The organism is Acetobacter malorum, from assembly GCF_001580615.1.
GTDB classification, from domain to species: Bacteria; Pseudomonadota; Alphaproteobacteria; order Acetobacterales; family Acetobacteraceae; genus Acetobacter; species Acetobacter malorum.
Genome location: NZ_LHZC01000039.1, coordinates 1 through 26763, shown reverse-complemented (window position 1 = coordinate 26763; position 26763 = coordinate 1). Strand labels below are relative to the sequence as shown.

Below are 26763 nucleotides of genomic sequence, written 5' to 3'. Positions count from 1 at the left end.
AATGCTCTTTTTATCTCTTTTTGCGATGCTCACTGTAGGCGGTCTGGCTATCGGCCTTCTGGGCAAGTTCGCCCGCGTTGGTGCGCCTGCGGCGGCTGTGTCTGGCTCGCCCCTTCGTTCGACCGTCCGTAGCTCGATGTTCTCTTACCGTGATGCTACTCCTGAGCAGCAGGATCGCAAGGCATTCAACGCTAACCTCAAGGCGAATGCAGCGGAGCGCGATGCTCTGCGAAATGCAATCCATGCAGCCGGATCGTCCAGCTACAAGTTCTGACCTCGACTAAGCTCCTCACAAAGCAAAAAGAAAGCCACCTTCACGGGTGGCTTTTTTTGCGACTAGAACCACCAGACAGGTAGCTCCGATTGGAGTTTGTTGGCTGCAACAATGTCTGCAATCAGCAACGGGTGAGACGAAACGTCTCACCTCGCTATCACTGCATTCCCGCTTGCGCCAGCTTTGCCTTGTGTCTGGCCTGAACCGAAGCCGGGGGAGGGTTTGCTATATGGAAAGCCGTCAATCTCCTGAGCCATGCCGCTTCTTCACCCTCGATGGGCCGGTTGCGATAAACCTTATTCCGATCAACGCCGAGCTTCCCGGCAAGGGTCGGGTCATTCCAGCCGAGAACCATTTGGCAGCGTGAACGCTCTAAGGCGTTCATGGGACGTAGTTCTTCCGGGGTGTATTCAGGCTTCGTGATTTCATCCGCCATGACCACGACCCTCTTTTTTGGGAATGCCATTTTCATCCAGATTGGCAGCGTTCATGAGGCGTTCGAGAGCATCCCAATAGCTTTGCGAAGCACTGCTTTCAACGTAGCCAACCAGCCGGTTGTAAACGGAGACAGGGCAGCGGACGGTAAATGTGGTTTGTGGCTCGTCACTGACGATACGTCTGCGGCGACGACGAATCATTGGAGGGGCTTGGCGAGAGGCGAAGCCCGCTGCATCGCTGGCGAGATCTGCCCGCTGTGCGTTGCGGCGTTCTATCTCGCTCATTCCCATTCCATCATGTGCCGTGTGCCCAGATTCTTCCGGCAGAGCGGCCCGGCTACCGGGGCGAAGTCGTCCTTTGCCAGCGGCAAAGGGATCATGCACTTTATGGTCAGACATGATCGTTCTCCTCGTGGGCCTGCTGCTCGGCCAAGATGCTGACAAGTTCGTCTGCAAGGTCTGAAGCGTTTTTCTGAGCTTTGTTCAGATTGGCTATGTCGTAATCTACAAGTTCATCCAGATCAGCCAGTGCGGCGAACATCGCATTGTAAGCCTGTCGCTGGAACAGATGAGTCTTGAGATGCGGACGCCCCTGATTTTTCAGGCTGTCGATGATCTGACGCTCGATCTTGGTGGTGATGGCCGGGTTCGTCCGGGTGAAGATAATCCGCGCATCAATTTTTCGGTTGTAGGCTTCTTCTTCCTGCTCAATCAGGCCGAGCACTTCGCCAGCGCCAAGCGCATCGAGGGAAGCGGCCTGCATCGGGATCAGGATCAAATCAGATCGGGAAATGGCACGAGAAAGCACAAGGGATGCAGTGCCTTCCAGATCAACAAGAACGACTTCATCAATCGCGGCACGCTCTTGGATCAGGCGTATCACGTTTGATTCTGTGACATTTCCAATGACGTTCACGGGATTTTTCGACGTGCCAGATGTGCGCCAGTAGTGAAGAACTTGGCGCGGGTCAGCGTCGATGATGGTCACTTTATGACCAGCATTGGCAAGAGTGGTTCCCAACACGAGGGCTGTTGTTGACTTCCCAACGCCCCCTTTGGGGTTCGCAAAAGATACGACCGGCATAGCAGCATCCAAACATGATTCGTGTTGTTGTCGATGCCCATGATTGTGGAAGTGGGCAGGCGATATTTTTCACAATAGCAAACATTGAAAACGATTGCAACGATTGCTTGCAATGAAATCATGCAAACAATGATTGCAATGAAATCATGCAAACAATGATTGCATATAAATCATACGAAACGAAAGCGGCTTGGAAACGCTCGGCCATCATGTGTTACTGAAATGACAAATATGCGTTATGTTAAGGAAATCTGGGCCGTTATCTGCTGTGTTCGTGTGATGAATTGACTATCCGTGATTACATCGTGTGTCGTCGCGCTTCTTATTCGATTTATCGTGTCGAGCGGACGATAACGCGCTTGTTCTTTTATCGAATTAGTGGCACAAATTGCGAAGATCGCCGTTCAATCAATTATTAAGATACCTAACAAGTCGAGTTTTGGCCGGTCTTATCGTATATATGTCCAGACTATGTGTGTTTGGGAGAGATTGATGGCGGTGAATGACGACAAAAAGAATGTGAAAGCCCACGAGGTAATCCGTTTGGTTCCTTATCTGTTTCTGGTCAGTCCCACGACCGGGCGAGAAGTGAAGATCAGGATTTCCGAAGGGCTGAAGCAGCCTGACGCGCAAGACTTTGCGAGTAAGTTGAGTGAAGATTTTGCAGATACGCCTATCGAGATTCTGACGTATCTGCGTCGGACTGCTCTGCTTGAAAGCGCAAATGATTGGCGTTTCATGACAGAAGCAGAAATTGCCGCATATCTGCGTCGGGATGTGAATAACGAAAACGGTGTTGGTGAGCCTGCTCCCGACGAGGTTCCACCAGACAACAGCAACGAGGATTTCTAAGCGTGAAAGTATTCTGGCGTTCTTTTGTAGCGGCCAGTGTAGTTATGGCCGCTTCTGTCGGCCCTGTGTGGGCACAACAGGCAGCGCAGGCGACACAACCTCAACAGACACTGCCTGCGCAGCCGACCGACGGCGTGCCCAGTCCATCGGATCGAGTGCGGTATGAGCGGCCTGACTCCCAGACAGTTCATTATAGCGCCCCTGATCCAAACGTGCGGCCAACCGAGTTGCGTATGCAAGACATGGAGCGTCGTATCGGTGAGCTTGAGGCAGAGCTAATAGAAACAGAGCAGCGGTTGAGAGACACTATCCTGTCGGTCAATCAGCTTCATAGGCAGTTAGGCCGGTAGGCATGGACTTAAACCCAATCACCCTGCTGGTGAACCTATCCCGGCTGTTTCTGCCGGGCGTAAACCTCGTTTTCGTTATCGCGGGTCTGTTTGGCCTGTGGATCGGCTACAAAGCTCTCTACGACTTGTATAAGCACATGCGGGGCGATCAAGAGCCGGGCATGATGCCGAAGGGCGCTGTCATTCCTGTTCTGACGCTCGCTGGTGCCTGCGTCGTGATTCCTGTCGTGATGTGGCAGGGGGCATCTGTGATCGTTCTCGGGGGCGATCAAACGGCCAGCATGTTCTCGTATCTTGAGCAGACAGATACATCGACGACCTGCGATAATGTATCGCGTACAATGACAATGTTCTGCATGTTGATGGGGTCGATTTCAATTTTCACCGCCGCTATGCAGGCATATTCTCGCGTTTCAGAACCGGGCCGAGGGCATAGCTTTGGAACGCCAATTATATTCTTCTGTGGCGGTGTGGGCCTGTTCTTCCTTAATGACATTTTCTATCTCGCGTCTCAAACAACGCACGTCAATCTCGGATTTTCAGCTATTTGTCAGGCATTGGATACCAACGGGACATAGTGTCTTCCGTGGATATTCGCAGAGGATTGGCCAAGGTGCTTCGGTGCCTTGGCTTTTTTTTATCAAAATGAAATTGTAAAAATGGAAAATGTTTGTTGTGCCTGTGGGTATGTAGATTGAGCGTGGATGCGGGGGATAGTGATGTGGTCAGGCTGTAAGGCTGTCCATATCCTATCCACGGCAGGAGCGCGGCCCGTCAGGGCAATCTACATATCCATAGGTTGTGAATGCAGCTTTACGATGTGAGATGCTTTTTTTCCCACTCGATCCAGTCTCCCAGAGGTGGGGTATCTTCATACAGGCGCTTGTGCGCGTATTGCCATGCGCGATAGCGAAAGGACAGACTTTTCAGGAGCATAAACGAGCTTAGAAACAGAATGCTTACAAGAGTCAGGACGGAGTGTTCATACAGCGCAAAGAGGCTTCCAAGAACAGCGGCCCCAATAGAGCACCACCAAAGTTGTGCGGCCGCACGAAACATATTCGCACTGAATAGCGTGTATTTCTCGGTTGAGATCAGGTCTGTTGCCAGCGAGGTATATCCGCAGTTCTCGCACCTTATGACCGGGTGGGTATCTGAGGAATTGTAGCTTGTGACACCATCGGCCTCAATGATCCGCTCTCTGGGCGGGATGATGGAGCCGCCATTGGGGATCAGGCGAAGCGTATGCTCCCCACATGAAGGGCATGGTTCTGAGATGGAGCTTTCGTCGCCGCCCTCTACTCGCAGCCGGTTCACCAGCCCCAACACATAAGCGCCGTCGTTTACCGCTTGTTGCGTTCCAGTCAGCTTATAGCGGTTCTTGAGCGAGAAGGGATTGAGCCAGCTAAAAGTAGCGCCGGTAACGCGCCTGAATGTCCCTTTCTGCTTTGAATTGGGCGCAGAGTTGGGATCACGTTCTGAGGCCATTATCAGATCCTTAATTTATTGAGGCGAGCGCCGTTTCTACAAAAACGTCCAGTCGCTCCCGCCCATCCGGGGCGATAAGTTCTGCCGTGGAGATCGTGTGAGGTTCTGAGGGCGGCAGGCCGTTCTGCTTGTCTATGGTGCTCCACTGATTGATGGTCAGAGATTCCGTATCAAAGCGTACTGACACGAAACTAGAGCCGTCTTGAATCAGAACAGACACTTCTTCGTCCAGTTCTGGGTCGCCAACAAGATACGTTAATGGTCTGCTCTCGCCATTCCATGTGGTGACTATTTCATGGTTTCCCGGTTTTAATAGAGAACATGAAAGGGTCTGCTCGACCGCGTTCGATCTTGGAGAGAGATTATCGACTATCTCACGAAATTTATCTCTGACAGATTTCTTGTGTTCGGTCATAATGGTTCATCCTTTGGTTCTTTGTACGTTGTCATGTCCTGCTATCTCGTGTTTTCTTAGATGGTATTGGTTCATCTAACACACATATTGGTGGACAAACAACGGAAACACATTTTTGTCGTCGTAAAGTCTTTCTTATTCGTATGGTCGTGGAGGAAAATCGCTAGATGGGCACCATTGTTATCTGTGAAAAACCAGATCAAGCAAGGGACGTGAGAGCGGCCATTGGCTCAAGGTATGGGCGCGTCATGAATGCAGAAGGGCACCTTCTTCGTTTGCAGACGCCCAATGAGGTGAAGCCTTCTGAATGGGGGGTGAAGTGGTCAGTCTGGAAGCCAGAGGCGATGCTTCCAGAGCAGGGAGTATATGGCTTCGCTGTGGCAGATAATCCACGGAGAGCCAAACTATTCGGTGAGATTGCAGCCGCCCTCAAGGGCGCTGATGCGGTCGTGATTGCTACCGACCCGGATCGGGAAGGGCAGTCTATTGGCGATGAAATTCTGGATTTTGCAGGCTTCAGAGGGCGCGTTAAACGCGCGATTTACAACAACACTGATGAGATCACGCTAAACAAGGTTTTTTCCGAACTCAAAGATAATGCTCTGTTCCGGACGCAGTATTACGCGGCCCGCGCCCGGCAAAACGTCGATCAGCTTTTCGGTATGTCTCTGACGCGAACTGTGACCCGTGAGTTTGTGCGGCTTGGCTGGCGCGGGCGCGTGGTGAAGGGCAAGGCTACCCAGAAAATTGGCGTTGGTCGTGTCCGCTCCCCTATCTGGGGAATGTTGTGTCAGCGTGAGTTGGAAATTCTTGAATTTCAGCCGAAAGACTATTTCGACCTGTCCCTTGATGTTGCCTGTCAGCAAGGGAAGGTGAAGCTCTGGTATCGTCCGGCTGGTGAAGATCGTATTTTCGATAAGGGAGTGGCAGACGCTGTTCTCCGGAGCATTACGGGGTTCTCTGGCCCTCTGGCCGTTGTGCAAGAGAACAAACAGCAGCAGGCACCTCGACCGCCCGATCTGCCGACCCTACAGAAGCGTGCAAGCTCCCTGTGGCGCTGGAAGGCCAAGTACACCCTGTCAGTGATCCAGTCTCTTTATAACACGCACAAGATTGCGACCTATCCACGGGCAGAAACACGGTATCTTCCAGAGGTTATGATTAAAGACGTTCCTGATATTCTTGCAGGAATTAAGAAAATACCCGCGTTTTCCAATTACGGTTTGGAAAAGCCGAATGTCAGAACCGGGAAAAGTGGCGTTTTTTCTGATAAAGCACTCGAAAATATATCCCATCATGCCGTGATTCCGAACGTATCGAAGATGGGAGAGCTTGAAACAATCTATCCGCAGTTGTCCGCTGACGAACGAAAAATGTTCGATCTGATATGCGGCTATTATGTCGCTAGTCTCGATCAGCCGTATCGCTTCAAAAAGACTCAAATGAGCGTTGTGGTTGAAAGGCGCACGTTCAAGGCCAGCGGGAACGTGGTTATTGATGCCGGGTGGCGTCAGCCGTTTGCTCTGGGAGGTGACAACCCCGGTGAGGCTGATGACAAGGACGCTGAGAGCAATTTGCCTCCTATTCCTGACGGTACTGTAGTGCAGGAAGCAGGAACCAATATAGCGGCGAAAAAAACTACCCCGCCATCCAGATATACAGATGGGAGCATCATTGATGCGATGCAGAATGTCTGGAAACGGGTCGAGGATCGAGAGCTTCAAGCGAAGCTGAAAGAAACGAATGGTTTAGGGACACCCGCTACCCGCGATTCATTCATCTACGAGCTGGAGCAAGATAGTCTGGTGGAGACTGCTCGAAATGGGCAGGTCGTACCCACAAAGGACGGCTTGAAGCTGTTCAAGATCCTGAGTGGCGTCTGTCCGCGCCTGTTTGATCCCGCCTCCACGGCGTCGTTAGAGATCATGCTTGACGATGTTCAGCATGGACGTGCGAAGATGGAGGACGTTATTGCGCAGGCCGCACGACTAACTAACGAACTGATTTCTGATATTTTGTCAGTCACCACGCAATCCAGTGTGCTGTTCCGGTCGCCTCCAAGCGAAAAGATGCTGAGTGCTGTTGAGAGTGCAGCGCGTGCAGGCAATCTTTCTGTACCAGATGCCGTCAGAACTGATTATGCAGCCTGTCGTGCATGGTTGCAGGAACATATTGGCGATGGCCCATCGCCTGCCCAGATCGAACTGGCGAAGAAGATACAGGCCGATACGGCGATAGATTTGCCGGGCGACGTGCTGAAAGACCGGAAGGCTCTATCGGACTGGCTTGATAAAGGGATGAAGGTTGCGGCGCAGAAGCGCAAGGAGAGCATGGGACAGGAGCCAGCGTCTCCGAAGCAGATCGAGTGTATCCAGAAAATTATCGGGTCAGGCTACATTCCAGAGCCGGAAGGGTGGCCGAACATAACCAAGTTGCAAGCAAGTGAGATTATCGGCGCTCACAAGGGCACGGATAATAAAAGCGGCGGTAAGGGAGGGAAGGGTGCTCGGCAGCGGCGGGCACCGGCAGGAAAAAGGCGGTCGTCATGACCGCCCTGTGGTGAGTCAGTCTTTCTTTTTCTGGTGCATCGTGGAGAAACCAGCCCGTCGAGCGAGACTTGCTCGTTTCTCCCGGTAATTGGGGGCGACCATAGGGTAGTCGGCAGGTAATCCCCATTTGCGCCGGTATTCTTCGGGAGACATGCCATAACGGCTTTGGATATGCCGCTTGAGCACTTTGTATTTCCGGCCATCTTCAAGACAGATGATATAATCATCGAATACGGATTTGTTGGGATCAACAGCCGGAGCCTGCGTTGTCGGGCCTTCTGTGGGCTTGGCTGCCATCGCAGGGGAAGGAACGGCATCGAGATCCTTCAGGCCCACGAGGTCGAGGACTTCGTTCTGAATGATCTTGAGCACCTTGGGTAGCTCCGAAATATCAACCCGGTTGATTGGGTTTGATACATAAGCAGATGCAATATCTGTAAATGCGTTGAGGATGTCAGATCGTGAAACTGGCATATTATGCGTATGGCTATTGGTTCGCCCCAAACCGTCTTCGACCAACGCGCCACGATCTTGCGGCTTATCCTGTGACTTCGAGTCATTCATTGAACGATGTTCCTGCACGTTAAGACGTTCATATCAGCTTGTAGCATATCAGTTGCAGACAAAAAATGGTCATAAGCAACCATTAAGCGCGTACACAATTTTTGATATACCGAATAAATTCGACACATAACTGACAAAAAAGACATGACATAGACGATTTGTCACAAATTAAATTTGTAGAAAAGATTTTGGCAGAATTGCGCGTCTGCACACAATGCTTGACGCTCCATCCTAAATCGTATGATAGAGAGCTTGGAGCAATCAATGGTGAGTCAAAATGAGCAGCTACCGATCCGTGAGATTGGCGGTGCTCCGTCGTTCTGGCGGGCACCAGAATATTCATAGGCTTTATAGCGACGCCGGTATGAGGCGGACGGTTAAAGCAGCGCGTGACGGCACGCTCACCCAAGAAGAAATAGATGGCCTTTGCGCCCCGCCTCCTGAAATATCAGAAGAAGTGCGTACAGGCGGAAGCAATGCGCAGCTTCGATACAGGATCAGAGAACTAGCAGAGCGCGTTCTTGGCGTGGACAAAGGGGAAGTAAATGAAGCCTTCAACCGAAGATAGGCGCGAGCTATCGGGTCGAGTGGTTCGTGATTTTTTGGCTGATAGACCTGAGATAGCGCAAGCTCTTGGGGTCACGCCCGAACTGGACGATCAAACACTTTACAGCGAAACAATGAAATCGGTGTCTTTCTTGCCGCTTGCGCAGCGGCGCATCATTATGGATGCGCTGTACCAGAAAGATGACGATCTGGTTCTGCCTCCACGCCCATATATGCCGCCGCAGACGGTCGAGGGCGACAACGCTGAAATGCAGGCCGAGAGCAATCAGATCACGCCTGAACGCAGAGATGAAGTCAGCACCTACCATCGTGTTCAGGCGGCTCAACTATATCGGCAGTTCGATGCCGTTCTAGGGAAGATCAAACAGGCCGAAATGGCGGCGCATCAGGCGCAGCAGGTTATGCGTAACCCTAATTCGCTCCCGAACGATGTTAATGCCGCTGTTGGTCGCGTTCAGGGTTTTGTGCAGGCCGTTAATGGTGCGTGGAAGGGCTTTCAGGAAAATACCATGCCCAAGATAGTCGATCATTTGGGTATGGCGTCCAATTTTTCAAACAGTCCTGCGGAAAAAACCAGTATCAATTCATTGATGGAGCACATGCAGCGTCCCACTGTGCTACAAGATTTTGCCCATACGATTAAAGAAGTCGATTTGTCGTTTGAAGGATATAGGGAAAAGATCAATTCCGGCCTTCAAAACTTCTCTAAACCTGTCGAAAATGACGATCTTGATAACGATAATAGGCTAAGTCCGACGATTTAACCTTTCGTATTGTCGTCTAATTCGTGTATATGGTGGGAGGTGAAACGACTAACGTAAAACCTTTTGGGGATCTACATGAGCAAGAAGGTTGTCTTGGGGGTGCTTTGTGGTGGTGCCCTTTGCTTTGTGACCGGATTTTCTACCGGGTATGTTGCGGGGATAGTCCATCCTCCGCAGGCACTGGCCGTTAAAGCCTTCCAGCAGCCGTATAGTGCGCAGCTTTACGGCGCTCCGGCAGCAGCATTGCCGCCGCCGCAGCCCATGCCATCGGCTCCGCCAGTTCAGCCGTCGTATGCGCCATCTCCTGCACCGATCAAGGCAAGCGCATTATCCAATCCGGAAATTGGCCGAAAGGTTATGACCGAAGTAGCGAAGCTACACGGTGTCCTGATCGGTGCCGATGGAAAGAAAGTCGATGAGTCGCAGGTTGTGACGATCTTCTTCGATCCACGATGCCCGTTCTGTCATAGCCTGTTCCGTACAATCAGCGGAAAAATACCCGTCAAGTGGGTTCCCATTCCTGTGCTTGCAGGAACGGATGCAGGCATTAGTTCGTCAGCTTTCATCCTGTCGGCAAAAGGTGAAGCCGAAGCCAGTCGAGCTATCGAGACAGCCTTTTCTTATGTGGGGGAGGGGAGTGTCGCTCACACTCCTGACGATACCCAAAAATGGCTTGCAGGTATCAATCCTACCGAGCAGCAGAAAAAGGATTTGCAGGAGAGCGTATCTGCTTTCGTAGCAATCCATAAAGCGCCGGGGAGTGATCCGACATTCGGCGTTCCTTCCGTCTTGGTTCCGATGGCTGACGGCTCCGTAACGATGCACGACGGATATAACCCCGGCGATGAAGATAAGATCATCGCGGATTATCGGCGTGGACGGTGATTGTGCAGAAGAAATTCGCCTTTCCTGACCGGACTCCCCTTATGCGGCCAAGCGTCGTTGAGGGGAAATTGCAGCGGGCAAATCTGGCGATGGCTTTCTTATCTGCCACGCTTGTTGCCAGCATGTTGCTGAATTTCTTTTTGGTTTTTCTCGTTCTCCATAGGGCTGATGTGATTCCGTATGTGTCAGATGGCAGTTCGTTCGGCTGTCAGGTTCCTCAAATTAAACAATCGCAGGTGAAATAATGGTGTTCCCTTGGAACAAGAAAGCCGTTGTGCCGGGCGATGATATTTCCGACGATGAACTTGGGATGCCGGATACCGACACGGAAAAGCATCGCGTGCGTCAGGAAAATCATTCCGCTCTTGGTCGGCTGGCGGAAAAACGCGGCATCGTAGCAATGCTGGCGGGCACGAATATACTGTCTCTCATGGCGATGCTGACCATGCTCTATGCGATCATGTATCACTTCCCCCTGAAGCAATTTCTGTGGACTTCTGATGCTCGTAGCGTGTGCGCGGCCACGCCTCTTTCTGAGCCATCAGTTTCAGCCGCAAACGTGGTCAATTTCGCCGCGACCGCAGCAGTCGATCTTAACAGCTTCGACTACCTGAACTGGCACCGGATGCTCACCCGTGCCCAAGACTTGTATTTGACACCGGCAGAGCGAGTCCAGTTTCAGTACAACCTGCAACAGTCAGGAATTATTAAGAACATTGAAGATGGTTCTATCACTCTGACTTCTGTTGTGTCTGGCGCTCCGTTTATCGAGAAATATGGCATCAGAAGAAATGACAATCGTTATTTCTGGGTTGTGCAGGTTCCGATTACGCTCTGGTACTACAACCAGACAGAAAACAAGCCGGAAAACCGCGTCCTAACCTTTACTGTAGTGCGCGTTGATCCATCTCCCAACAATCCCAACGGTATTGCCATCGACGACATTGTGAGTGTTCAGGCGGCAGATAAAACCGGCCCCAATCAGGTGCAGTGAGCGCGTAACCATGATGATGAAAAAAGCTGTTTCAGGTCTTTTAGCCTCTGCCGCATTTGTTCCGGCATTTGCCTTTGCGCAGCAGGCTCAAGCTCCTCTCACGTCGCAACAAGCGGCGGCGATGCAGGAGGGTCAGCGTGCTGCCTACGGTGCTGCACATGACACTGTGATTGAACGGAAAAACCAGTCAATAATCAGGCCGGATGAAGTCAATAAATTCCGTCAGAAAGCTCTTGATAATCAGGCAGCGATGGCAAACCCGGCTTATGATCCCGACGCAGAGCCGCCGGAAGCGAAGCGGAAGGATGTTGATTATGTGATGGAAGCAGGCCGTGATCCGGAACTGCTCTCGCTGTCAAAATGGGCACCTACTCCCATCACGTTCTTGGACAGAAACAAGAAAGCAATTCCAGTCAGGAGCCTTGCTTGGAACAGGCAGGCATTCTCGATCAATGGTATCGGTTGCCCGGCAGCACACGCACCGGGTCAGTCGAGCCAAGGCGATGATGGTGCTGGAGGCGATCAGGATAAGCAACAGGAGGTTCAGGAGCCGACTGTGCTTTACGTTGTGCCTTGCCGTCCGTCTCAATGGGGTGGCATCGCCGTGCAGCTTAAAGGCTACCCTGTTCCGGTCGAATTTATCATTTCAGCCAGCCCGAAGGCGTCTCACATTGATACGCCTGTGGTGCTGAATGTTCATAGTCCGGCTCCGCCTCCCCGGCGCGTTGTAAAGCGGCCACCGCCGCCGCCGCCGTCTGATGATGGCTCTGGGCCATCTGAACTCTGGAGCTTTATGTCAGGAACGCCCCCACAAGGGGCTGTAGCTCTGCCCGTGCGTGGGCCGGGGCAGGCATGGCGCTACAATGGCAACGTGTATGTCAAAGCAGCCGGACGGATGGCTGGTATTGGGCAGGCAGGAGCAGAAGCAACCACGGGTCAGCAGAGCGTCTATCGCTTTGACGGTGCCGCTCCAAACGACGTGCATTTCATGTCTCCCACTGGTCAGGACGAGACTCTTTCGATTGGCGTGGTGAAAAGGAAGTAATCATGAAAAACCTTATGAAAAAGAAAGGGCTTCTTGCCAGTGTGTCAGGTATCGCTCTTGTCGGAGTGATTGCGACCTACATGATTTTTGGTTCTTCCCCGCCCACGTCTGATTCCGGAACGGGTGGACGTGCTGATATTTCCAATGTGCCAGCCCTGCACACGGATAACATGAATGCAGTCGGACGTGATGAAGCCAACCGGCGCGTGACACGCAACACGGCTGATGCAGAGCAAGCGCGTGCAGAGGGCAAAGGGTATGTTGCTCCGCCGACAATCGCTGAGGCTGTTCCCAACCGCAAAGATGACGCTGCGGGGCCAAAACGGCAGGCGAGGGTCGAGCTTCCCCCTGTCGAGGGCATTCATTCAACAGACCAGCAGGCGCAGGGCGTAAACTCTGCGCCGGTATATGCAGCCTCTCCTGACATGGCATCTGAAATGCAGATGATGGGTCAGCAGTTAGGCGATCAGGTCGATGAAGTTGTGTCGTCCACCCTTGGTGGAGCCAATTACATGACTGTCGCATCCTACGATAAGCCAAAGCCTGTAGGAGCGGCAGGAGCGTCCAGAGCGGTGAATGGTGCCGCTTCTGGCGTGGCTGGCGTTGCTGGTGGCAACGGTGCCATCGGGCCGGATGGAAAGCCATCTGTCGATTTGTCTCAATACGACATGGTGTTGGCTGCGAAACCGGGCGATGTGTTCTATGCGTCCTTCAAGATCGGTTTCAACAGCGACGATCCGCAAGGGCTTCCCATTTTCGCTACGATCCATGATGCCCGGCAGGATGGCACATACGGGCCTTTGGATGGTGCCGTTCTAATGGGGTCAGTGAACTATACCCAGAGACAGGCAGCGGTCACTTTCACGCAGTTGATCCTGCCTGATGGGCGTCAGGCCGATACAAAGGCAATGGCTGTCAAAATGGGTAGCTTGCGAGCGGGTGTTGCCTCGAAGGTGAACTACCATTCTTTCGGCAAGTACGCCTCTCTGACTTTTGCCTCTTTGCTTGAGGGTCTTGGTTATGCAGGCGAAATGTTCGTTCAGAATAGCCGCTCCTATACCGCCAATAATTCCGGCGTCTATTCGATGGGCAACAATGGGGTGATCTGGCCGGAAGCGGGCCTTATGGCCGCGATGCCGTTGGGCCAGAATTTGAACTCGGCCTTGGGTCAAAACTTTAACCGCCAGCCGACAAAGATTGCGAATGCGAACGACGAGATCGGTATTGTTTTCCTCCAATCTGTGCAGATCCCCGAAGGAATGAAGGGTGGCCGACAGGCACCGGGGCAGGAAGCTCCGTCGCGTAGTCCGTTCCCGCCCTCTGGGCCGATGGGTGGAAGTGTCCAGCAACCTGTCTTGGCTTCTGATCGTCAGTGAGGAGGCTTGACGCTCGGCATGGCTGATCTTCTGACGGATATTAATAATGGCATCTCTGTATTGCAGTCTGCGGCTGTTGTGGGGTGCATTGCAGGGGCTGTGGTGGGCGTCGCATGTGCTGGCAGTGCTGCATTCAAATTGTGGGACGAGGTGCAGAACGGAAATCATCCCACTGGCAGCACTCATATGGGCTTAATAGCAGCGGTAATAGTTGGGAGTATTATTACGATATTCTCAATTATTATTGGCTGGTTCAGTCTTTTCTTTACTGGAACATAAGCATGAGCAACCGTCCAAAAATATTTGTGCCTCTTGATGGGCAGGAGGCGCAGAAAAAAGGATCGGAAGCAGTCAGGAGGCTGATGAAGATCATCTTTGAACGAGGTGTGCAGGCAGTCCGAGAGAACCGGCCTCTGCCGCCGACGTTCATTGACCTGTTTGGACGGGATATTGATCTGCGTGCAATCAGTAAATCTGCTGATGCAGAAGATTTCATGCGCGGTGCGGTTCTTCAGAAACGTGAGCGTATCATTCTTGATTTTATCAAGGAAGCGAGCGGCGTTTCTCTGCCGAGTACCACGATAATCAACGAAAGCATGTTGGCCGACGTGCCCAATATAATCTCGTTCGATACGGACGAACTATTTCAGAGTGTCGTTGCGAGCGATGCTGCAAATAAAAGGAGGAAGTGATGCTTGCTCGATACGTTGATGCTTACTGCGAAATAGCCTCTTACGAGCCGGGGAAACCCATCTTCATTGCTAATGATTCGTCCGAATGCACACTGTTCCGGATTGATGGTCTGAAAACGATCACTTCGGAGGATGATGCTGGTACAGACGCGGCGGAATATCTTGGTGTGGCTCTATCGTCCATTCTGGAAACACCCGGATACGCCCTGACCATCTCATTTGAGGTGTCCTCAAACATTGAGGACGAAGTGAAACCCCTTTTCAAAAAGATGGAACAGGCAGCAAACCAGAAAGGGCTAGACCTGTCGTCTATCATTCGTGAGACGGAAAAACTTACGATTGAGAACGGGATCAGCATTAAGGTCTTGCTTGCGTGCTGGACGATGCCGGGGGCGAGCTATAAGGCGGAAATCAGTCAAGCTCGTAAGGATGCAACCGCAGTCTGGCAGGACAGCGTAACGGCGTCCGCACTGACAGCGCAGCGCCCCAATCTGCTCTTGGAGCCTATCAATTCGCCGCATAAAGCGTTTGTGGATCTCGTATCCAAGGGGCTGGATAATGCAAACATTCAATGGGAGATTCTTGGAGAGGACGGAGAAAAGAATGTCCGGCACGATCTGATCGAAGTCCGGAAAGCTCTGCTCTTTCACGAAACCCCGGACGATTGGTCGCCTATGTATGCCGGGCTTCGTCGGTATCCAGAGGCGAAAAAATCGTTCAATTCTGACGTATCAGAGTTTTTCGCTCCTCGCGTGTCTCGGCAGATGATGGCATCCAACGCGCAAGGGTCGAGCAAGAAGCGTTGCATCGAGTTTGGCGGACGATCTTATGCCGTGATGCAAATTGACCTCTTTCCACGCGAACCTCGGCCATTTACCGACCTTTTCAGGTTGTTGCGTGGGGATGGAAAGGAAACTACCCCATTCCGCGTAACCTTCCAGTTCGAGGGCGGGGCATTCACGCCGGGGCTGATGCAGGTAATCGCGGGTTTCGCATCGCTTACGTCTGGCACCAGCAAGAACATTTTCAATACCAACAAGCAAATTCTCGATGATATGCGTCGTGGACAGGGTGCAGAGTATGTGAAGACGCGCATACTGGCATCTACATGGCGCGAGCCAGACGAACCGGATGCAATTTTGGAACGCAGGCGGGCGTTGTTGATGCGTGCCCTGACCTCGTGGGGGAACGCCCAAGTGGCGGACGTTCCATCGAACATGATGCGGTCATTGTGTGAGACCGTACCGGGTATGACTGTGGGCGCACGATCAGGTAAGGCGACGTTCGTTCCGGTTGGTGATAGCTTTAGAATGCTTCCATTCCGCTTTGCGGCCCCGGTGTTCAATGAAGGGGAGAGCATCTTTCTCACTCCGGATGGCAGATTGTCACCATACAAGGCATTTTCTCCGAAGATGCAGTATTGGTTCACTACCATCTTCGCTACTCCCGGTTCAGGCAAATCGGTTCTTATGAACCGGCTGAATTTCGAGTTTGTCTCGTACCATATCGGGAGAAAGCTACCGTTCCTGCTGTGTATCGACCTTGGCGTTTCATCCAGTGGCTTTATCCGCATGATGCAGGAGGCACTGCCCCCAGAAGAAAAGCATCTGGCGTCCTATATTCGTCCGGTTAATTCAGCAAAATTTGCTGTGAATCCGTTTGATCTCGGCCTTGGTCGGCGCAAGCCGCTGGCGCGTGAATCCAGCTATGTGCGTGACTTCATTTTGTCGATGATTGATACCCCAGAACAGCATAAACCTGAGATGAAGATCCTTGTCTCTGAAATGTGCCGTCAGCTTTATCAGATCAAGTCTGATCTTGAAGCGAACAATCAGGCGAATGCTTGGGAAGCCGGGGTTGACGCCAATGTGGATGCAGCCTGCCAGCGGCATGGCGTGCATCTGGTCAACGGCAAGACAAGGTGGTGGACGATTGTTGATGAACTGATGGTGAAGGGGGACGAGACCAACGCTATCAGAGCGCAGCGGTACGCGGTGCCACGGTTGCAGGATAGCAGCACGATCCTTGCGCAATTCCAGCCACGCGAAGGGCAGGAAACGCAGTTTACCCCGGAGGCGGTTAGGCTGGCCCGGCAGTCGCTGCAAGCGGCTATCGAGCAATATCCAATGTTCGGGAATACGACCAAAATGGACTTGGGCGTATCGCGTATTGCTGCCATCGACTTGAACGATGTGGCGCAGCGCGGCGAGACGCCGGAAGCTCTCAAGAACAATACACTCATGTTTATGGCGTCCCGGTCAGTTCTTGTGCAGAAGATTTCCGGTCATGACGAGGAAATTCCAGAAATGGATTTTCCGCCCCAACATCGGGATATGTATCAGGAATATTGGCGTCGTCGTCATGCGGACATGGGAGAAAGCCCGAAGCGTCTGGCTATGGACGAATACCATGTGACGGGTGGCGGCGAGTACATTGAATCCATGCTCCTATCTGATGGTCGTGAAGGCCGTAAATGGGGCTTGGAAATCATTCTTGCCAGCCAGTTCCTTGCTGATTTTAAGAAGCTCAACAAGATGGCCTCGTGTTCAATGATCTTGAATCAGGAAGGCAAGGAAACTCGCAAGGAGTGCAAAACGGTCTATGGGTTCGATGATGCGGTTGAAGATGCGCTGAAAGATTATGTTCATGGCCCGCAGCCCGGATATGGAGCGAATATTCTGGCCCGGTTTATGATAAATGACTCTGAACGCTGGACGATTATGAACAACCGGATTGGCCCTACGATGCTCTGGGCGCTAAATACACGTCGGGAAGATCGTCAAGTTCGGGACGAACTTTACAAAAGGATGAGTGCTAGTGATGCTTTGTCGTTCTTGGCACGACGTTATCCTGAAGGATCGTCGCTAAATCATTATCAGAAAGTGGCATCTACGATGAACGAAGGTGACGAAGATATTTTTGTTGCTGCAAAGTTGGTCGATGGTCTCATGAAAGAATACGTTCAGGGCTGATTATTTCGTTTGAGTTGGCTTGTTTTTACGTTATGATGCCCATGCGGTAGAAGGTTACTCGTTAGTTTTTATTTTTGTTGGTTGGTATTGGAGGAATTTGGTGGAAAACGCTCTCATGAATGCGAGTGCTCCGGTCATGGCGGTACGCGCAAGTAACGCGCTGGCAGTGGTGCCGACAAAGGCGGTCGCCGTTGGCGGAAGTGTGGAAAGCTCTTTTGGGCTGATGGAACGGGCGAAGCTCGCCATGTTCGCAGTTATGACTGCGCTGCTCTATCCTGAACTGGCATTTTCCCAGACGACTGTGCAGCCGGAAGCACCGCTCACGATGCTGCAAACGGCACGGAGTAAAGCGCAGAACTCGTCTCTGAACGTGCAGAGTGCGCAGAATGGTGGCACAAACACACTCTCGACCATTCTCATTGTCTTTGGCGTTCTTGGTGTCGCCTGTGCGGGTATCTCCGGATACAAGCTCTGGGATAACATCCAGAAAGGCGAACAGGCACGAGGCAGCAACGGTGCTTGCATCGGCGGTATTATCTTCGGGTCTGTCCTGACGATTATTGCTGTTATCGTCGGCGTGGTCACGAACTACGTTACGTCGAACTGATTTCAGCAAGGCGTGTTGCCGTAGCATGTCAGGGAAAAGCCTCACGGTTCGCCGTGGGGCTTTTTTTCGTGATGCTGCATTTGTGTGCTAGTAGTATAGCCACCGCATTGATGAATTTGTAACAGTTTGAGGAAGGTGAAGGGGGGACGCTCCTGTGGCCGTGAGTGAAAAGAACGAACAGCTATTGTCTGTCATCAGCGAGATTGCCGACAAGGAATGCGACAATCTTGGGATTGCCCGCGTCCGTGCGCTGTCATTGTTTGGTGGCATGATGGGGGTCAGCAAGCAGGCCGTATCGGTCTGGCTGGTGAAAGGTGTTCCATCTGGTCGCCGCGAGACGCTGCATAAGCTGATGCTTGAGAAGGGCATCGAGCGCACCGACGACGAGTTTGAAGCCCTCTTTGCCAGCCGAGAAAAGGCAGAGGATCGCAGGCGTTCCAATAAGGCGCTGGAAGCTGTGATTAAAGAGGTCAGGAAGGGCGGCAGCAACCTTCGGGAGCTTGGGGAGGCAATGGGTATCCCTGAGTGGACACTTCAACGCTGTGCGTCGAACTATGGAGGTCTGCCCCAGAATTATCTTGTGGCGCTGAAAGGAGCACTGGCCCGCTTGGGGATCGTGATTGATGATGCGCTGGTGGGGGATTGCGGGGTATCCGATAGGCAGCATGTGGCGAGAAGCCTCACGCCGCAGAAACGCAGGAAGAAGAACCCGCATAGAAATCCGCATAGCGGTAATCTTCTTCAGCCTGCATAATCTTTTGCTCTAGGTGTCGGCGCACCTAGAGCTTTTTTTTAGTCCGATTGAGCGCCGTTCCATTTATCTTCATTTTGCCATTTGTCGAGCTTATCCACGTCGTCAAGGCCGGTAAGGTCGCGGTTTCTGATATTCTCGGCAATCGTCTTTGCCATGATGCGTGCCGCCTCAACGGTTCTCGTGGCAGCGGCCCGACTGGTCTGAATGGTGGCAAAGCTCTGACGCATATCTTCGGTGATATACTTGTTGGCTTCTAACCTGATCCCTTCAACGGATGTGGTCAGGTAAGGGCGTCTGAACGGAACGCCTGACTTCTGTTCAACCTGTGCGTGATCGAACATTCCGGCAATCTCTACGGTTGGGGTGTTCATGCCCGTGGCTCGAAGAAAGCACCACATGGGGTAATCGTAAAAGCGCATCCAGCGGAACGTGGCCGGGGGAAGAATGCCGCAGGATCGCGTCTGCGTAAGCAGGGTGGAGATCATGCCAAACAGATACCCATTTCGGGTGAGCAGCTTGTATGCGGTCTCATTGAGAAACTGCTTCTGTCGTTTGCGGGTGATCCGCAGGCGTGCAGCTTCGGTAGGGCCGGGATTTTTCTTTTTCCATTCCGGCCTGTCGAATGCGCCAGTCGTACAGGTGAGGATCTTCAAGAGGTTTTCGCGGGCCGTCACTGTTGTTTTGAAAGCATCGCCCGTTGTCTGTTCTACCGTCGTATCTGTCGTCTGACCATTTTCGTCCGTGACCTGTCGTGTGATTTGCTTGCGGTCATTTAAGACTTCCGGCAGCGTCCGGAGAATAGCGTCAGCCTTTTTCTCTTTCAGGATGGCTCTTTGCAATTCTTCATCATCGGCATCTACAAAGCCGAGAGTCAGGGTGTCGCCATGTTTGCGCTTGAGCGCATTCAGATCGCGCCAGATATTCTTTAGGTGCTCGTCGCTGAGTGCATAAGCCTCTGCAAACGCTTTATCGTCCTCGACATAGACCTCTAACGCATAGAGACGCAGAAGGCAGACGTACACCAGAGAGACAAGGTGCCAAGGTATCGCATCCACGGCTTCTTGGAGCTTAGATCGGCTTGACATTTTGAAGTCAGGATTGGTGAACGGGTTGGCCGGGCCGAAAACAGAAGTCAGCCGTTTCGTCACCGCAGCTTCGTCGATCATCCACCCCTTTTTTGCGCGTGGGTTATCGTCCAGCGTGTCATGGATGCCAATCAGTGCATCGCAGTCCGTCAGAAACTCGATTGCCGTCATAGGTAGGCGGGCTGGCCCTTTTTTGAGCGGGTATTTTTCTAACGAAAACAGCAGGAAAAAATCATTGGCCGGAAAGATTGGGGCCTGAAGCTCCATCAGCTCCTTATAGCCAATCGGACTATCATTTTTGATCTGAGCGTCTAGGTGCTGGTTTCTGACTTTGTAGAACGCCAAAGCGCCTATTCCCGCTATTGTCAGGGCAAAAAGCAAATTGAACGGCACTGACGAGACGTAGATGCTTTTGAATTGGAACGCTGTGCGGGCGGGTGTCGTCCAGAAATAGCGCCCCCATCCGTGGGGGATGATAGCCCATATTCCAAGGCTTTCTATGGTTCTGACCCACTTGTAAACGAGGCCGATAATTGGCGACGCGGCAAACCACATTATCGCTAATAAGACGAAGAAAAAACCGACAAGCGACACAATAACAAGTGTCATGTCGTTGTTGTTCGATCCTGTTCGATTTCCTGCCATTTTCTGCACCGTAGTTTAATAGGTTTATGGCAGGATAATACGTCTTTATTGACGATTAAACCAGTTCAAAGAGATTGGGGTTCAGAATGAAAGCGAATACGAGACGTAAAGAGAACTCGGAAGATCGCATGATGTAACCTTTTTTGGATAGGGCGGCGGCTCCTTTCGTGATGGCGGCAACGCTTAGGCCGGTATGGTCGTCCGATATTTCGGTTCTCTTTCCCGTGTAGATGTACATGCCAACGTAATTCGCTGGAATGTTGGGGTGATTTGCGATATGAAAAGAGATTGTTGGTCTCGGTTTGACGATTTGAAGCTCACACGACGACATGAAATACAGAAGAAGGGTCATCTCTGCCTTACTAAGATCGTCTTGAGCGATCTTTTTTAGGACGGATCGGGGGACGATCCAGCGTATTTCATCACTATGTTTCACGGTGCCTGTCTTGTTCGGTACTGGTTTCATGTCAGGGTGGTCGATCATATATCGAAAAGCCCTATTTGACGATCATTCCCCGGCACTAATTGGTTTGATCGTAGGTTAAACATCGTAAGGAAGGTTAATACTATGAAACAATTCATAGGTGGTCTGGTTCGGGCGCGGGGGCTGTTGGCAGGTGTTTTCGTGGCGGCGGCTGTCGTGTCTGCGGGACAGGCCAAGGCGGAAACATGGATGCCTGTTCCTTTGGCTAAGGTGGGGTTGCATCTGCATACTGACCCTAAAGGAGTGTGGAGCAAAGCAGAGACCGACGACGTGAACGGCTCGGGCATCTGGTATGGAACCTACAGATCAGAGCGGCTAGGGGGCACGGTAGTAGTGTCTCAAATCGTAAATGGCGATTGTGGCTCACCTTCTGATTGCCCTGTCAGAGTGATATTCGAGGGAGGAGCAGGGAAAAAGGTTTTGCTTCAATCGGAGCAGATGTGTGCAGTCCCAACGGACTTTCAGATTGCTACGTCCCTGAAAGCCATCAAGGCGTGTGACAGGGTGCTCCCGTTAGGCAAGCCGGGGCTGTAAATGATGCGTAGGTCGTTATCCTTCCTAAGTGGGCTGGTAGCGTGCATCTGGGTGGTGTCTGCCTTCTCTATTTTTGCACCGTCCGCTTATGCTGGCGTATCAGGTGCAGATATGCAGCAGGCCGGTATGTCTGCGGATCTCGTGCAATATGCTCAAGCTGTCTCGGCTAACGAAGGCTCATGGAGTACCGAAAGCTCGAAGGGGTGCCTCGGCGCGTTCCAGTTCTGCCCCGGCACATTTGAGGAATATTATTCAGGCACCAAAGATCAGTTTTTGCATGATCCCCAAGGACAGGTGAACGCCTACAAACGCTATGTGTCTGATAGCTGGCGCAGAGCGCAGAGGAATGGTCTTACGTCAGCCATCGGGAAATCCGTCTGCTGGCAGAATGCGTGTACGACCATTACGGAGAGTTCCGTTCTGATGGCGTGTCAGTTCGGGTGTGGCTCTGATGGTAAGCTCGCCCATTTCGTGAAGAACGGCTATAGCTGCACGGGAGCATTCAACACGGCAGACGGATACGGAACGTCGGTTTGTAAATACCTCCTCACGGGAGCGAATTACAACGTGTCGGCCATCACTGGTGATCCTAATGATGCAAGTGCGCCGGTGCAGTGTTTGGCCGACCTGTCCTCTGTCCAGTTGTATCTCTCCGTTCCCTATGGCTCTGCCAGAGCGGGAGATGGGACTGGTGGCAACACATGGGACAGTCATTCTATTGGTCTGGCCGCGAATGGATCAGCGACAGGTGACAACACGCCACAAGTGAAAGCTGGCACGGGGGGAACGGCTCAATGGCTTCCATCCAGCACGCCGGGAGGTAGCTCTGTTGTTGTTTCTGATGGCTCTATCAGAACGACATACAACAACCTGAGCAATCTTGCCGGTGCTGTAAACACCAATCCGACAGTGCAACGGTCGCAGGTGCTCGGGCTTATGACGAACACGGGAACAACGGGTAAGCCGGGTTTCGGTCTTTCGATGGCTGTCAGACAAGACGTTTTGAAATCTGCCGGACTGGCAGGCCGGGCCGGGTTTGATGTGCCGTGCCCTGACTGTTCAGTTGCCGCGACTGGCAACAGTGCGCTTGCGTCTGACAAGCTCGGAGACGCGGCCAGCCGCTCATTCTACTATGTGAACCCAGAGAGCTTTTTGGGGCGTTCGGTGTCTGTCCTGCCTGAAGCTATGCAGGCATATCCCCAAGCGTTCGCTGGTCGATCCAGCACTACGTCGCTGCCATCGTCCTGCTCGGCCAGCCGGGACGCTCTTGCCCGGTCGTCTCCGAATAGTGGGGGCGCGGGGGCGTCTCTGGCAGGAGGAACGGATGGTGTGGCCGGGTATCGCCTTGGGACTGAGGATTTCTCTGTCAATCAGGCGCAGCAAGCAGAGCGTGCCTTGTGGATGGAGCTTGCTCACTCTGAGGCGGATGACCTGCGTGTGACGAGCAGAGACCTAGCGGCTCAAGATACGGCAGATTCAGGAGTTGCACATTTGCAGATCATGGAGACGAACAAATGAGCCACATTGTGTCTCTAGGTCTGTATCAATGCCTATTCATTGTAGTCATTGTTATTTTGAGTGTCATTTTTGTTTCGTCAGTTCGTGGTCTTTTGAAAGGGAACAAACCTAAATGGGCGCTGTCTCTCAATGGTGAGGAAGCAAAATCAATTTCTTTTCTGTGGCCTTCGCCCCTCCTAACTGAGTGGGAGGTACAGTCCCTTCTCAATCTCAACAGGCGTGTCAGGAGTGGGTTTCATGTCTGTCCGCAGGTGAGGCTGGCCGATTTGGTGCGCGTGGATGCCCCGTCCTTCAGGGAGCATTTGAGGGCGTCCTATGGCGTCCAGCGCAAGAGTATAGACTTCATAATTGTTTGTGAGGAAACGAGAGAGGCTGTTTTAGGTATCGAACTAGATGATAAGTCTCACGATAGACCAGACAGGCAAAAAAGAGATCGGTATGTGGAAGCTGTTTTTGAAAAAATAGCAGTGCCTTTATTGAGGGTTAAGCCTTATACAAGGATTGAGTTGCCGGAGTGGCTGGAAAGGCCGGAATGGCTGGAAAGAAAGCAGAAGGCAGATACCAAAGCCGGTCATTAGACCGGCTTTTTTATGGAGTGGTCACATGGGAGATGGAGCGCAACAGGTAGTTGAAGCACAAAAGACAGTTGCTTCTGCTTGCGGAGGCCCGGTTAGTTTTGGACAGTTTCTCGATCACCCGTCATTTAGTTATGTGTGGGATCACATCCCCGCTCTTGTAGTTATGAGCGTAATGGGTGTGATATTCGTTTTCTTAAAAAAAGTTACGCAAGATGTTATGGATCGGCCTATTAAGGCAGTCGTAAAACAAATAACGAGATTTATATCATTTATTTTCGGTCGCAGTAATAAAGCAAGTCAACCATCATCAATAAATCATCCGACTGCAATGAAGCCGATAAATCTGTTTTGGGCTTTGTTCCAAACGCAGTTGGTCATAATGATTTGCACGATTTTTATAAAAGACGTGAATATATCAGCAAGTAACTTGGTATATTCATCAATGTTTTCGCCTATGAACGCCTTTATTATGAAGGCGCTCCAGAGCAAAATTTATACAAAGCTGTTTCGAGATAGAGCTTTTCTAAATGATTTTTTCTATGCAAATTTTTGTTTGTTAGTTTCTGGGGTGGCAGTCTGTCTTATGCTTCTGTGTATGTTTCCACTCATTTACATATTAGACCCAATTCATCGTTTGGTATGGAAGATTTTATAAAAGTCTTGGTAGTCCCGGCCTAAAGGCCGGGTTTTTTCTTTTCATCCAGAGAGATATTCCGTTTCTCCATATCGTTCAGTGCTCGTTTCTGCGTTCGTGTCGCTACCGCTGCTGCGTCCGAATTATCGTCCAGATAGTAATCCATGTAGGAAAGGGACGTTTCCAGATCATTCGCTTTGTGTCCAAGCACACGCGCAAAGAAGGAGTTCTTGGATACAGACGAGGCAGCAAACATTTTGTAGGCAATCTCCGCATATAGTGGTCGAAGGCATTTCGGAGATAGAACGGCTTCGGCAGGCCAGTGGCGCTTGTAAAGATCCTCTACGGCAGCACGGAGAGGGAGTGCATCGCTGATGCCGCGAGAGTTTGTGAGTGCGCTGAACTCCTCATTGGATAGCTTGCTTAATTCCTGTCCTTCAGGAGACGATCTAAGCAGGCTGACGGCATCCAGAATTGTGCGTGCGGGTGCGAGCACCGGAATCTCGTAGGAACTGTCGTGTCGTGTTCCTGCGGCCCCTCTGGTCTTTGTTTGACCTTCAAACATGACTGACCATTTGGATTTGGCGCTACTGACACCGCCCGGCAAAGGTGCAGCGTTGAAGTGCCCGGCGCTTACGATCTCGTAGGGGCGGCGACCTGTGAGCACCAACAGGGCAGCGGCCATGACCATTGCGCTTTCTTTGGTGGGGTTCTTGTCCTTGAGGCGGACTGTCAGGGCACGAGTTGCTGTGTCGATGATCCCCTGCCATTGCGGAATGTGAACTAGCTTCTTGTGTTCCTCAATTACCTTGCGACGGTAAGAGAGGCTGATACGCTCCATTATCTCGTCTGGAACCTTGACGATTTCAAAAACCTTGCTGTCTGGCGCGAAGTGTTTAGCAAGCTCTTTGCGGTAGTATTTGCTCACATATAGCTTCTGGCTGCTCTCGCTGAGAGACGCGAGTGAAGCAAATTCTGCATCCCAGATTGCTCGCATTTCTGTCTGGGAGCGTGCCTGCCGCATCTTTTCGATAAAAGCCTCTACGGCTTCTTGGCGTGACGAGGGTTTAGTCAGAGAGCTAGTAGGGGCGTTGGCCATTGGGTCAAATTGTTCGGCCTCCTGTTCCTTCTGAGCTTTGGCTGTGATCTGTGCTGATAGTCCAGACGCAGAGAGGTAATTCAGGGCCGGGTGCTGGTCTCCGAGAGACTGCGTGACGGCAGCGCGGTATCGCATGATGTATGTCTTGCGAGTATTGACCTTCACTCTATCGAGTGACTGGATCTCCCTTTCGCAACGCTGCTGAATAGCGGCAGTGTCTTGCGCCTTAATTTTGGATATTTCCTCCACAAACAGACCGATGGCTTGCTGTAGAGTGGGCTGGCGACCGCGTGTGCTATCCGAGGCCGATGCAGTAGCCACGATGCTTCCGCCATTGGCTTCGGCTTCTTCAAGATCAGCCTTTCGGGTTTTAGATTCATCGTGGATGCTTTTGGCTTCTTCAAGCCATCTTTCCAGTGTGAGCTGGTTCAGCCGTGCCACCATGACCGATGTGGACTTTGCATACTCCACGTCGGGGCCGATGAAATAGAGGTATCCTTCCCCCTGCACCAATTCAGCGTCGATGCCCTCCGCTCCTATCTTCTTGTTGACAGAGGCCAATGTGAGGCGCTTGGAGGGCTTCTCCGGGGTGGTTTGGGAGGCTGGTACAGTGGTTGCAGGAACGAGCTTGAAAACTCGGTTATTGTAACGCTTGTTGAAATGGTCGGAGAACTGCTCCTGCCAGCGTAGGTTTTCCCATCCGGGGTGCTTGGATGCGTCGAAGGGTTCACGTCCAGACGTGGCGGTGTAATATTCCCCTCCGTTCGGTGTGAATACCCGGTCTTTGAACCGGCCATGCTGATATTCGCTATCTCGCACGTCTTCGTAGTTGTCGAAGATGAACTCTGCGATGGCCAGTGCTGCGCCGCGTAGTGTTTTCTTGGTCATGCTACGTCTCCGTGTTCATCGGTGATAGTTCCAGCCCATCCTTCGGGGCGCAGTGTGTCCTCAATCCATTCTGCCGGACGATTTGCCGACCACGGGAGGGAGGCGTGGCCGTGTGTGCGGTATTGGTCTCGGATGCTGATGATCTGATCGTCGGAGTGGCCTGCATGACGCAGATTAGCCAAGACGCTCGAAAGGTGGGTCTTGGTCATGGCCCCGTGTTCGTTGCAATGCCGAACAGGCACATAGCAATCGCTGGTTTCATCAGGTAGAGGGTAGCTGCTGATATTGGGGAGCTTGAGGGGCATTGTCCGGTTCTCGCTTTGTCGTTCATGTATAACGCATAAATAAAAATACCCAAGAAAAAACGAGAGCGCAAGAAAAAATACCCAACGCGGGATAAAAAAATACCCATGATGAAACTGCATATCTGGGCATATAAAATATATTTTGGGTAATTTATTTCGGGCTGGGTATATTTTACGAATTATCTTGACATAGTATAGATAAAGTATAGAGCAAGTAAAAAAATACTGCATGAAGTAAAGAAAAAGGTTGACAAAGTAAAACTAAGTAAAAAAATACCCGGATAAGGTATGCACGGGGAGCGTGGCGGTATGCACACGGCACAA

Annotated in this window: 29 protein-coding genes; 19 read left to right on the top strand and 10 right to left on the bottom strand. The window is 51.8% G+C overall.

The features are described 5' to 3' along the window. Position 1 precedes the first annotated feature (1 nt). Complete coding sequence (locus AD930_RS03620; RefSeq protein ID WP_061505157.1) at positions 2–274, top strand: hypothetical protein; 273 nt, start codon at positions 2–4, stop codon at positions 272–274. A gap of 157 nt (positions 275–431) precedes the next feature. On the opposite strand, the gene AD930_RS03615 is transcribed toward AD930_RS03620, so the two are convergent. The 3 genes from AD930_RS03615 to AD930_RS03605 are packed head-to-tail and all read right to left on the bottom strand — an operon-like array spanning position 432 to position 1795. Then, positions 432–710: a hypothetical protein gene (locus AD930_RS03615; protein ID WP_061505156.1), complete on the bottom strand. Its 279-nt coding sequence runs from the start codon at positions 708–710 to the stop codon at positions 432–434. Continuing rightward, positions 700–1110 carry a hypothetical protein gene (locus AD930_RS03610; RefSeq protein WP_061505155.1) on the bottom strand — a complete coding sequence of 137 codons (411 nt, stop codon included), beginning with the start codon at positions 1108–1110 and terminating at the stop codon, positions 700–702. Before AD930_RS03610 ends, AD930_RS03615 begins: the two co-directional genes overlap by 11 nt. Then, positions 1103–1795: a ParA family protein gene (locus AD930_RS03605; protein ID WP_061505154.1), complete on the bottom strand. Its 693-nt coding sequence runs from the start codon at positions 1793–1795 to the stop codon at positions 1103–1105. Before AD930_RS03605 ends, AD930_RS03610 begins: the two co-directional genes overlap by 8 nt. Positions 1796–2287: 492 nt before the next feature. On the opposite strand from AD930_RS03605, the gene AD930_RS03600 reads away from it, so the two are divergent. After that, positions 2288–2647 (top strand): hypothetical protein, encoded by a 360-nt coding sequence (locus AD930_RS03600; RefSeq protein ID WP_061505153.1) that lies wholly within the window; start codon positions 2288–2290, stop codon positions 2645–2647. Positions 2648–2689: 42 nt separating this feature from the next. Here AD930_RS03600 and AD930_RS17650 read toward each other — a convergent pair whose 3' ends face one another. Continuing rightward, complete coding sequence (locus AD930_RS17650; RefSeq protein WP_156476830.1) at positions 2690–2869, bottom strand: hypothetical protein; 180 nt, start codon at positions 2867–2869, stop codon at positions 2690–2692. A gap of 130 nt (positions 2870–2999) precedes the next feature. Here AD930_RS17650 and AD930_RS03595 point away from each other — a divergent pair, with 130 nt between their 5' ends. Next, the gene (locus tag AD930_RS03595) at positions 3000–3575 is read left to right on the top strand and encodes a hypothetical protein (RefSeq protein WP_061505152.1); all 576 of its coding nucleotides are present in this window, start codon (positions 3000–3002) and stop codon (positions 3573–3575) included. A gap of 235 nt (positions 3576–3810) precedes the next feature. On the opposite strand, the gene AD930_RS03590 is transcribed toward AD930_RS03595, so the two are convergent. Beyond that, a complete protein-coding gene (locus AD930_RS03590) occupies positions 3811–4485 on the bottom strand; it encodes a hypothetical protein (RefSeq protein ID WP_061505151.1) in 675 nt (224 codons plus the stop codon). A gap of 10 nt (positions 4486–4495) precedes the next feature. Beyond that, the gene (locus AD930_RS03585; protein WP_061505150.1) at positions 4496–4900 is read right to left on the bottom strand and encodes a hypothetical protein; all 405 of its coding nucleotides are present in this window, start codon (positions 4898–4900) and stop codon (positions 4496–4498) included. Between the two features lie 167 nt (positions 4901–5067). Here AD930_RS03585 and AD930_RS03580 point away from each other — a divergent pair, with 167 nt between their 5' ends. Continuing rightward, complete coding sequence (locus AD930_RS03580) at positions 5068–7449, top strand: DNA topoisomerase (protein WP_061505149.1); 2382 nt, start codon at positions 5068–5070, stop codon at positions 7447–7449. Positions 7450–7464: 15 nt separating this feature from the next. On the opposite strand, the gene AD930_RS03575 is transcribed toward AD930_RS03580, so the two are convergent. Continuing rightward, the gene (locus tag AD930_RS03575; protein WP_061505148.1) at positions 7465–8013 is read right to left on the bottom strand and encodes a MucR family transcriptional regulator; all 549 of its coding nucleotides are present in this window, start codon (positions 8011–8013) and stop codon (positions 7465–7467) included. 545 nt (positions 8014–8558) lie between these two features. On the opposite strand from AD930_RS03575, the gene AD930_RS03570 reads away from it, so the two are divergent. The 11 genes from AD930_RS03570 (at position 8559) to AD930_RS03520 (ending at position 18669) form a co-directional block, all read left to right on the top strand. After that, entirely contained in the window at positions 8559–9344 is a 786-nt protein-coding gene (locus AD930_RS03570; protein ID WP_061505147.1) for a hypothetical protein, read from the top strand. Between the two features lie 75 nt (positions 9345–9419). Continuing rightward, positions 9420–10229, top strand: a complete 810-nt coding sequence (locus AD930_RS03565; protein WP_156476829.1) for a thioredoxin domain-containing protein — start codon at positions 9420–9422, stop codon at positions 10227–10229. 2 nt (positions 10230–10231) lie between these two features. After that, positions 10232–10474, top strand: a complete 243-nt coding sequence (locus AD930_RS03560) for a hypothetical protein (RefSeq protein WP_156476828.1) — start codon at positions 10232–10234, stop codon at positions 10472–10474. Next, on the top strand, positions 10474–11223 hold the full coding sequence (locus tag AD930_RS03555; RefSeq protein ID WP_061505144.1) for a DotI/IcmL family type IV secretion protein: 750 nt from the start codon (positions 10474–10476) through the stop codon (positions 11221–11223). Before AD930_RS03560 ends, AD930_RS03555 begins: the two co-directional genes overlap by 1 nt. A 10-nt stretch (positions 11224–11233) precedes the next feature. Next, the gene (locus AD930_RS03550; protein ID WP_061505143.1) at positions 11234–12268 is read left to right on the top strand and encodes a DotH/IcmK family type IV secretion protein; all 1035 of its coding nucleotides are present in this window, start codon (positions 11234–11236) and stop codon (positions 12266–12268) included. 2 nt (positions 12269–12270) lie between these two features. Then, complete coding sequence (locus AD930_RS03545; RefSeq protein WP_061505142.1) at positions 12271–13644, top strand: DotG/IcmE/VirB10 family protein; 1374 nt, start codon at positions 12271–12273, stop codon at positions 13642–13644. 18 nt (positions 13645–13662) lie between these two features. After that, positions 13663–13923, top strand: coding sequence for a hypothetical protein (locus AD930_RS03540; RefSeq protein ID WP_061505141.1), 261 nt, complete (start codon positions 13663–13665; stop codon positions 13921–13923). 2 nt (positions 13924–13925) lie between these two features. Continuing rightward, complete coding sequence (locus tag AD930_RS03535) at positions 13926–14336, top strand: hypothetical protein (protein WP_061505140.1); 411 nt, start codon at positions 13926–13928, stop codon at positions 14334–14336. Further along, positions 14336–17308: a hypothetical protein gene (locus tag AD930_RS03530; protein ID WP_061505139.1), complete on the top strand. Its 2973-nt coding sequence runs from the start codon at positions 14336–14338 to the stop codon at positions 17306–17308. The genes AD930_RS03535 and AD930_RS03530 overlap by 1 nt, the downstream gene beginning before the upstream one ends. A 100-nt stretch (positions 17309–17408) precedes the next feature. Next, positions 17409–17915: a hypothetical protein gene (locus AD930_RS03525; protein ID WP_061505138.1), complete on the top strand. Its 507-nt coding sequence runs from the start codon at positions 17409–17411 to the stop codon at positions 17913–17915. A gap of 160 nt (positions 17916–18075) precedes the next feature. Then, positions 18076–18669 (top strand): hypothetical protein, encoded by a 594-nt coding sequence (locus tag AD930_RS03520; protein ID WP_156476827.1) that lies wholly within the window; start codon positions 18076–18078, stop codon positions 18667–18669. 38 nt (positions 18670–18707) lie between these two features. Here AD930_RS03520 and AD930_RS03515 read toward each other — a convergent pair whose 3' ends face one another. After that, positions 18708–20399, bottom strand: coding sequence for a secretion/conjugation apparatus DotM-related subunit (locus AD930_RS03515; protein WP_167375134.1), 1692 nt, complete (start codon positions 20397–20399; stop codon positions 18708–18710). A gap of 55 nt (positions 20400–20454) precedes the next feature. After that, entirely contained in the window at positions 20455–20883 is a 429-nt protein-coding gene (locus tag AD930_RS03510) for a hypothetical protein (protein ID WP_061505135.1), read from the bottom strand. An 84-nt stretch (positions 20884–20967) separates the two neighbouring features. Here AD930_RS03510 and AD930_RS03505 point away from each other — a divergent pair, with 84 nt between their 5' ends. Genes AD930_RS03505 through AD930_RS17645 form a run of 4 tightly spaced genes read left to right on the top strand, consistent with a single transcriptional unit; the run spans position 20968 to position 24168 of the window. Next, positions 20968–21417, top strand: a complete 450-nt coding sequence (locus AD930_RS03505; RefSeq protein ID WP_061505134.1) for a hypothetical protein — start codon at positions 20968–20970, stop codon at positions 21415–21417. Further along, positions 21418–22935 carry a hypothetical protein gene (locus AD930_RS18165; protein ID WP_208598561.1) on the top strand — a complete coding sequence of 506 codons (1518 nt, stop codon included), beginning with the start codon at positions 21418–21420 and terminating at the stop codon, positions 22933–22935. Further along, entirely contained in the window at positions 22932–23513 is a 582-nt protein-coding gene (locus AD930_RS03495; RefSeq protein WP_061505133.1) for a DUF2726 domain-containing protein, read from the top strand. Before AD930_RS18165 ends, AD930_RS03495 begins: the two co-directional genes overlap by 4 nt. Positions 23514–23538: 25 nt before the next feature. Further along, the gene (locus AD930_RS17645; protein ID WP_156476826.1) at positions 23539–24168 is read left to right on the top strand and encodes a hypothetical protein; all 630 of its coding nucleotides are present in this window, start codon (positions 23539–23541) and stop codon (positions 24166–24168) included. Positions 24169–24187: 19 nt separating this feature from the next. Here AD930_RS17645 and AD930_RS17640 read toward each other — a convergent pair whose 3' ends face one another. Then, positions 24188–26134, bottom strand: coding sequence for a protelomerase family protein (locus AD930_RS17640; protein ID WP_167375133.1), 1947 nt, complete (start codon positions 26132–26134; stop codon positions 24188–24190). Between the last annotated feature and the right edge of the window lie 629 nt (positions 26135–26763).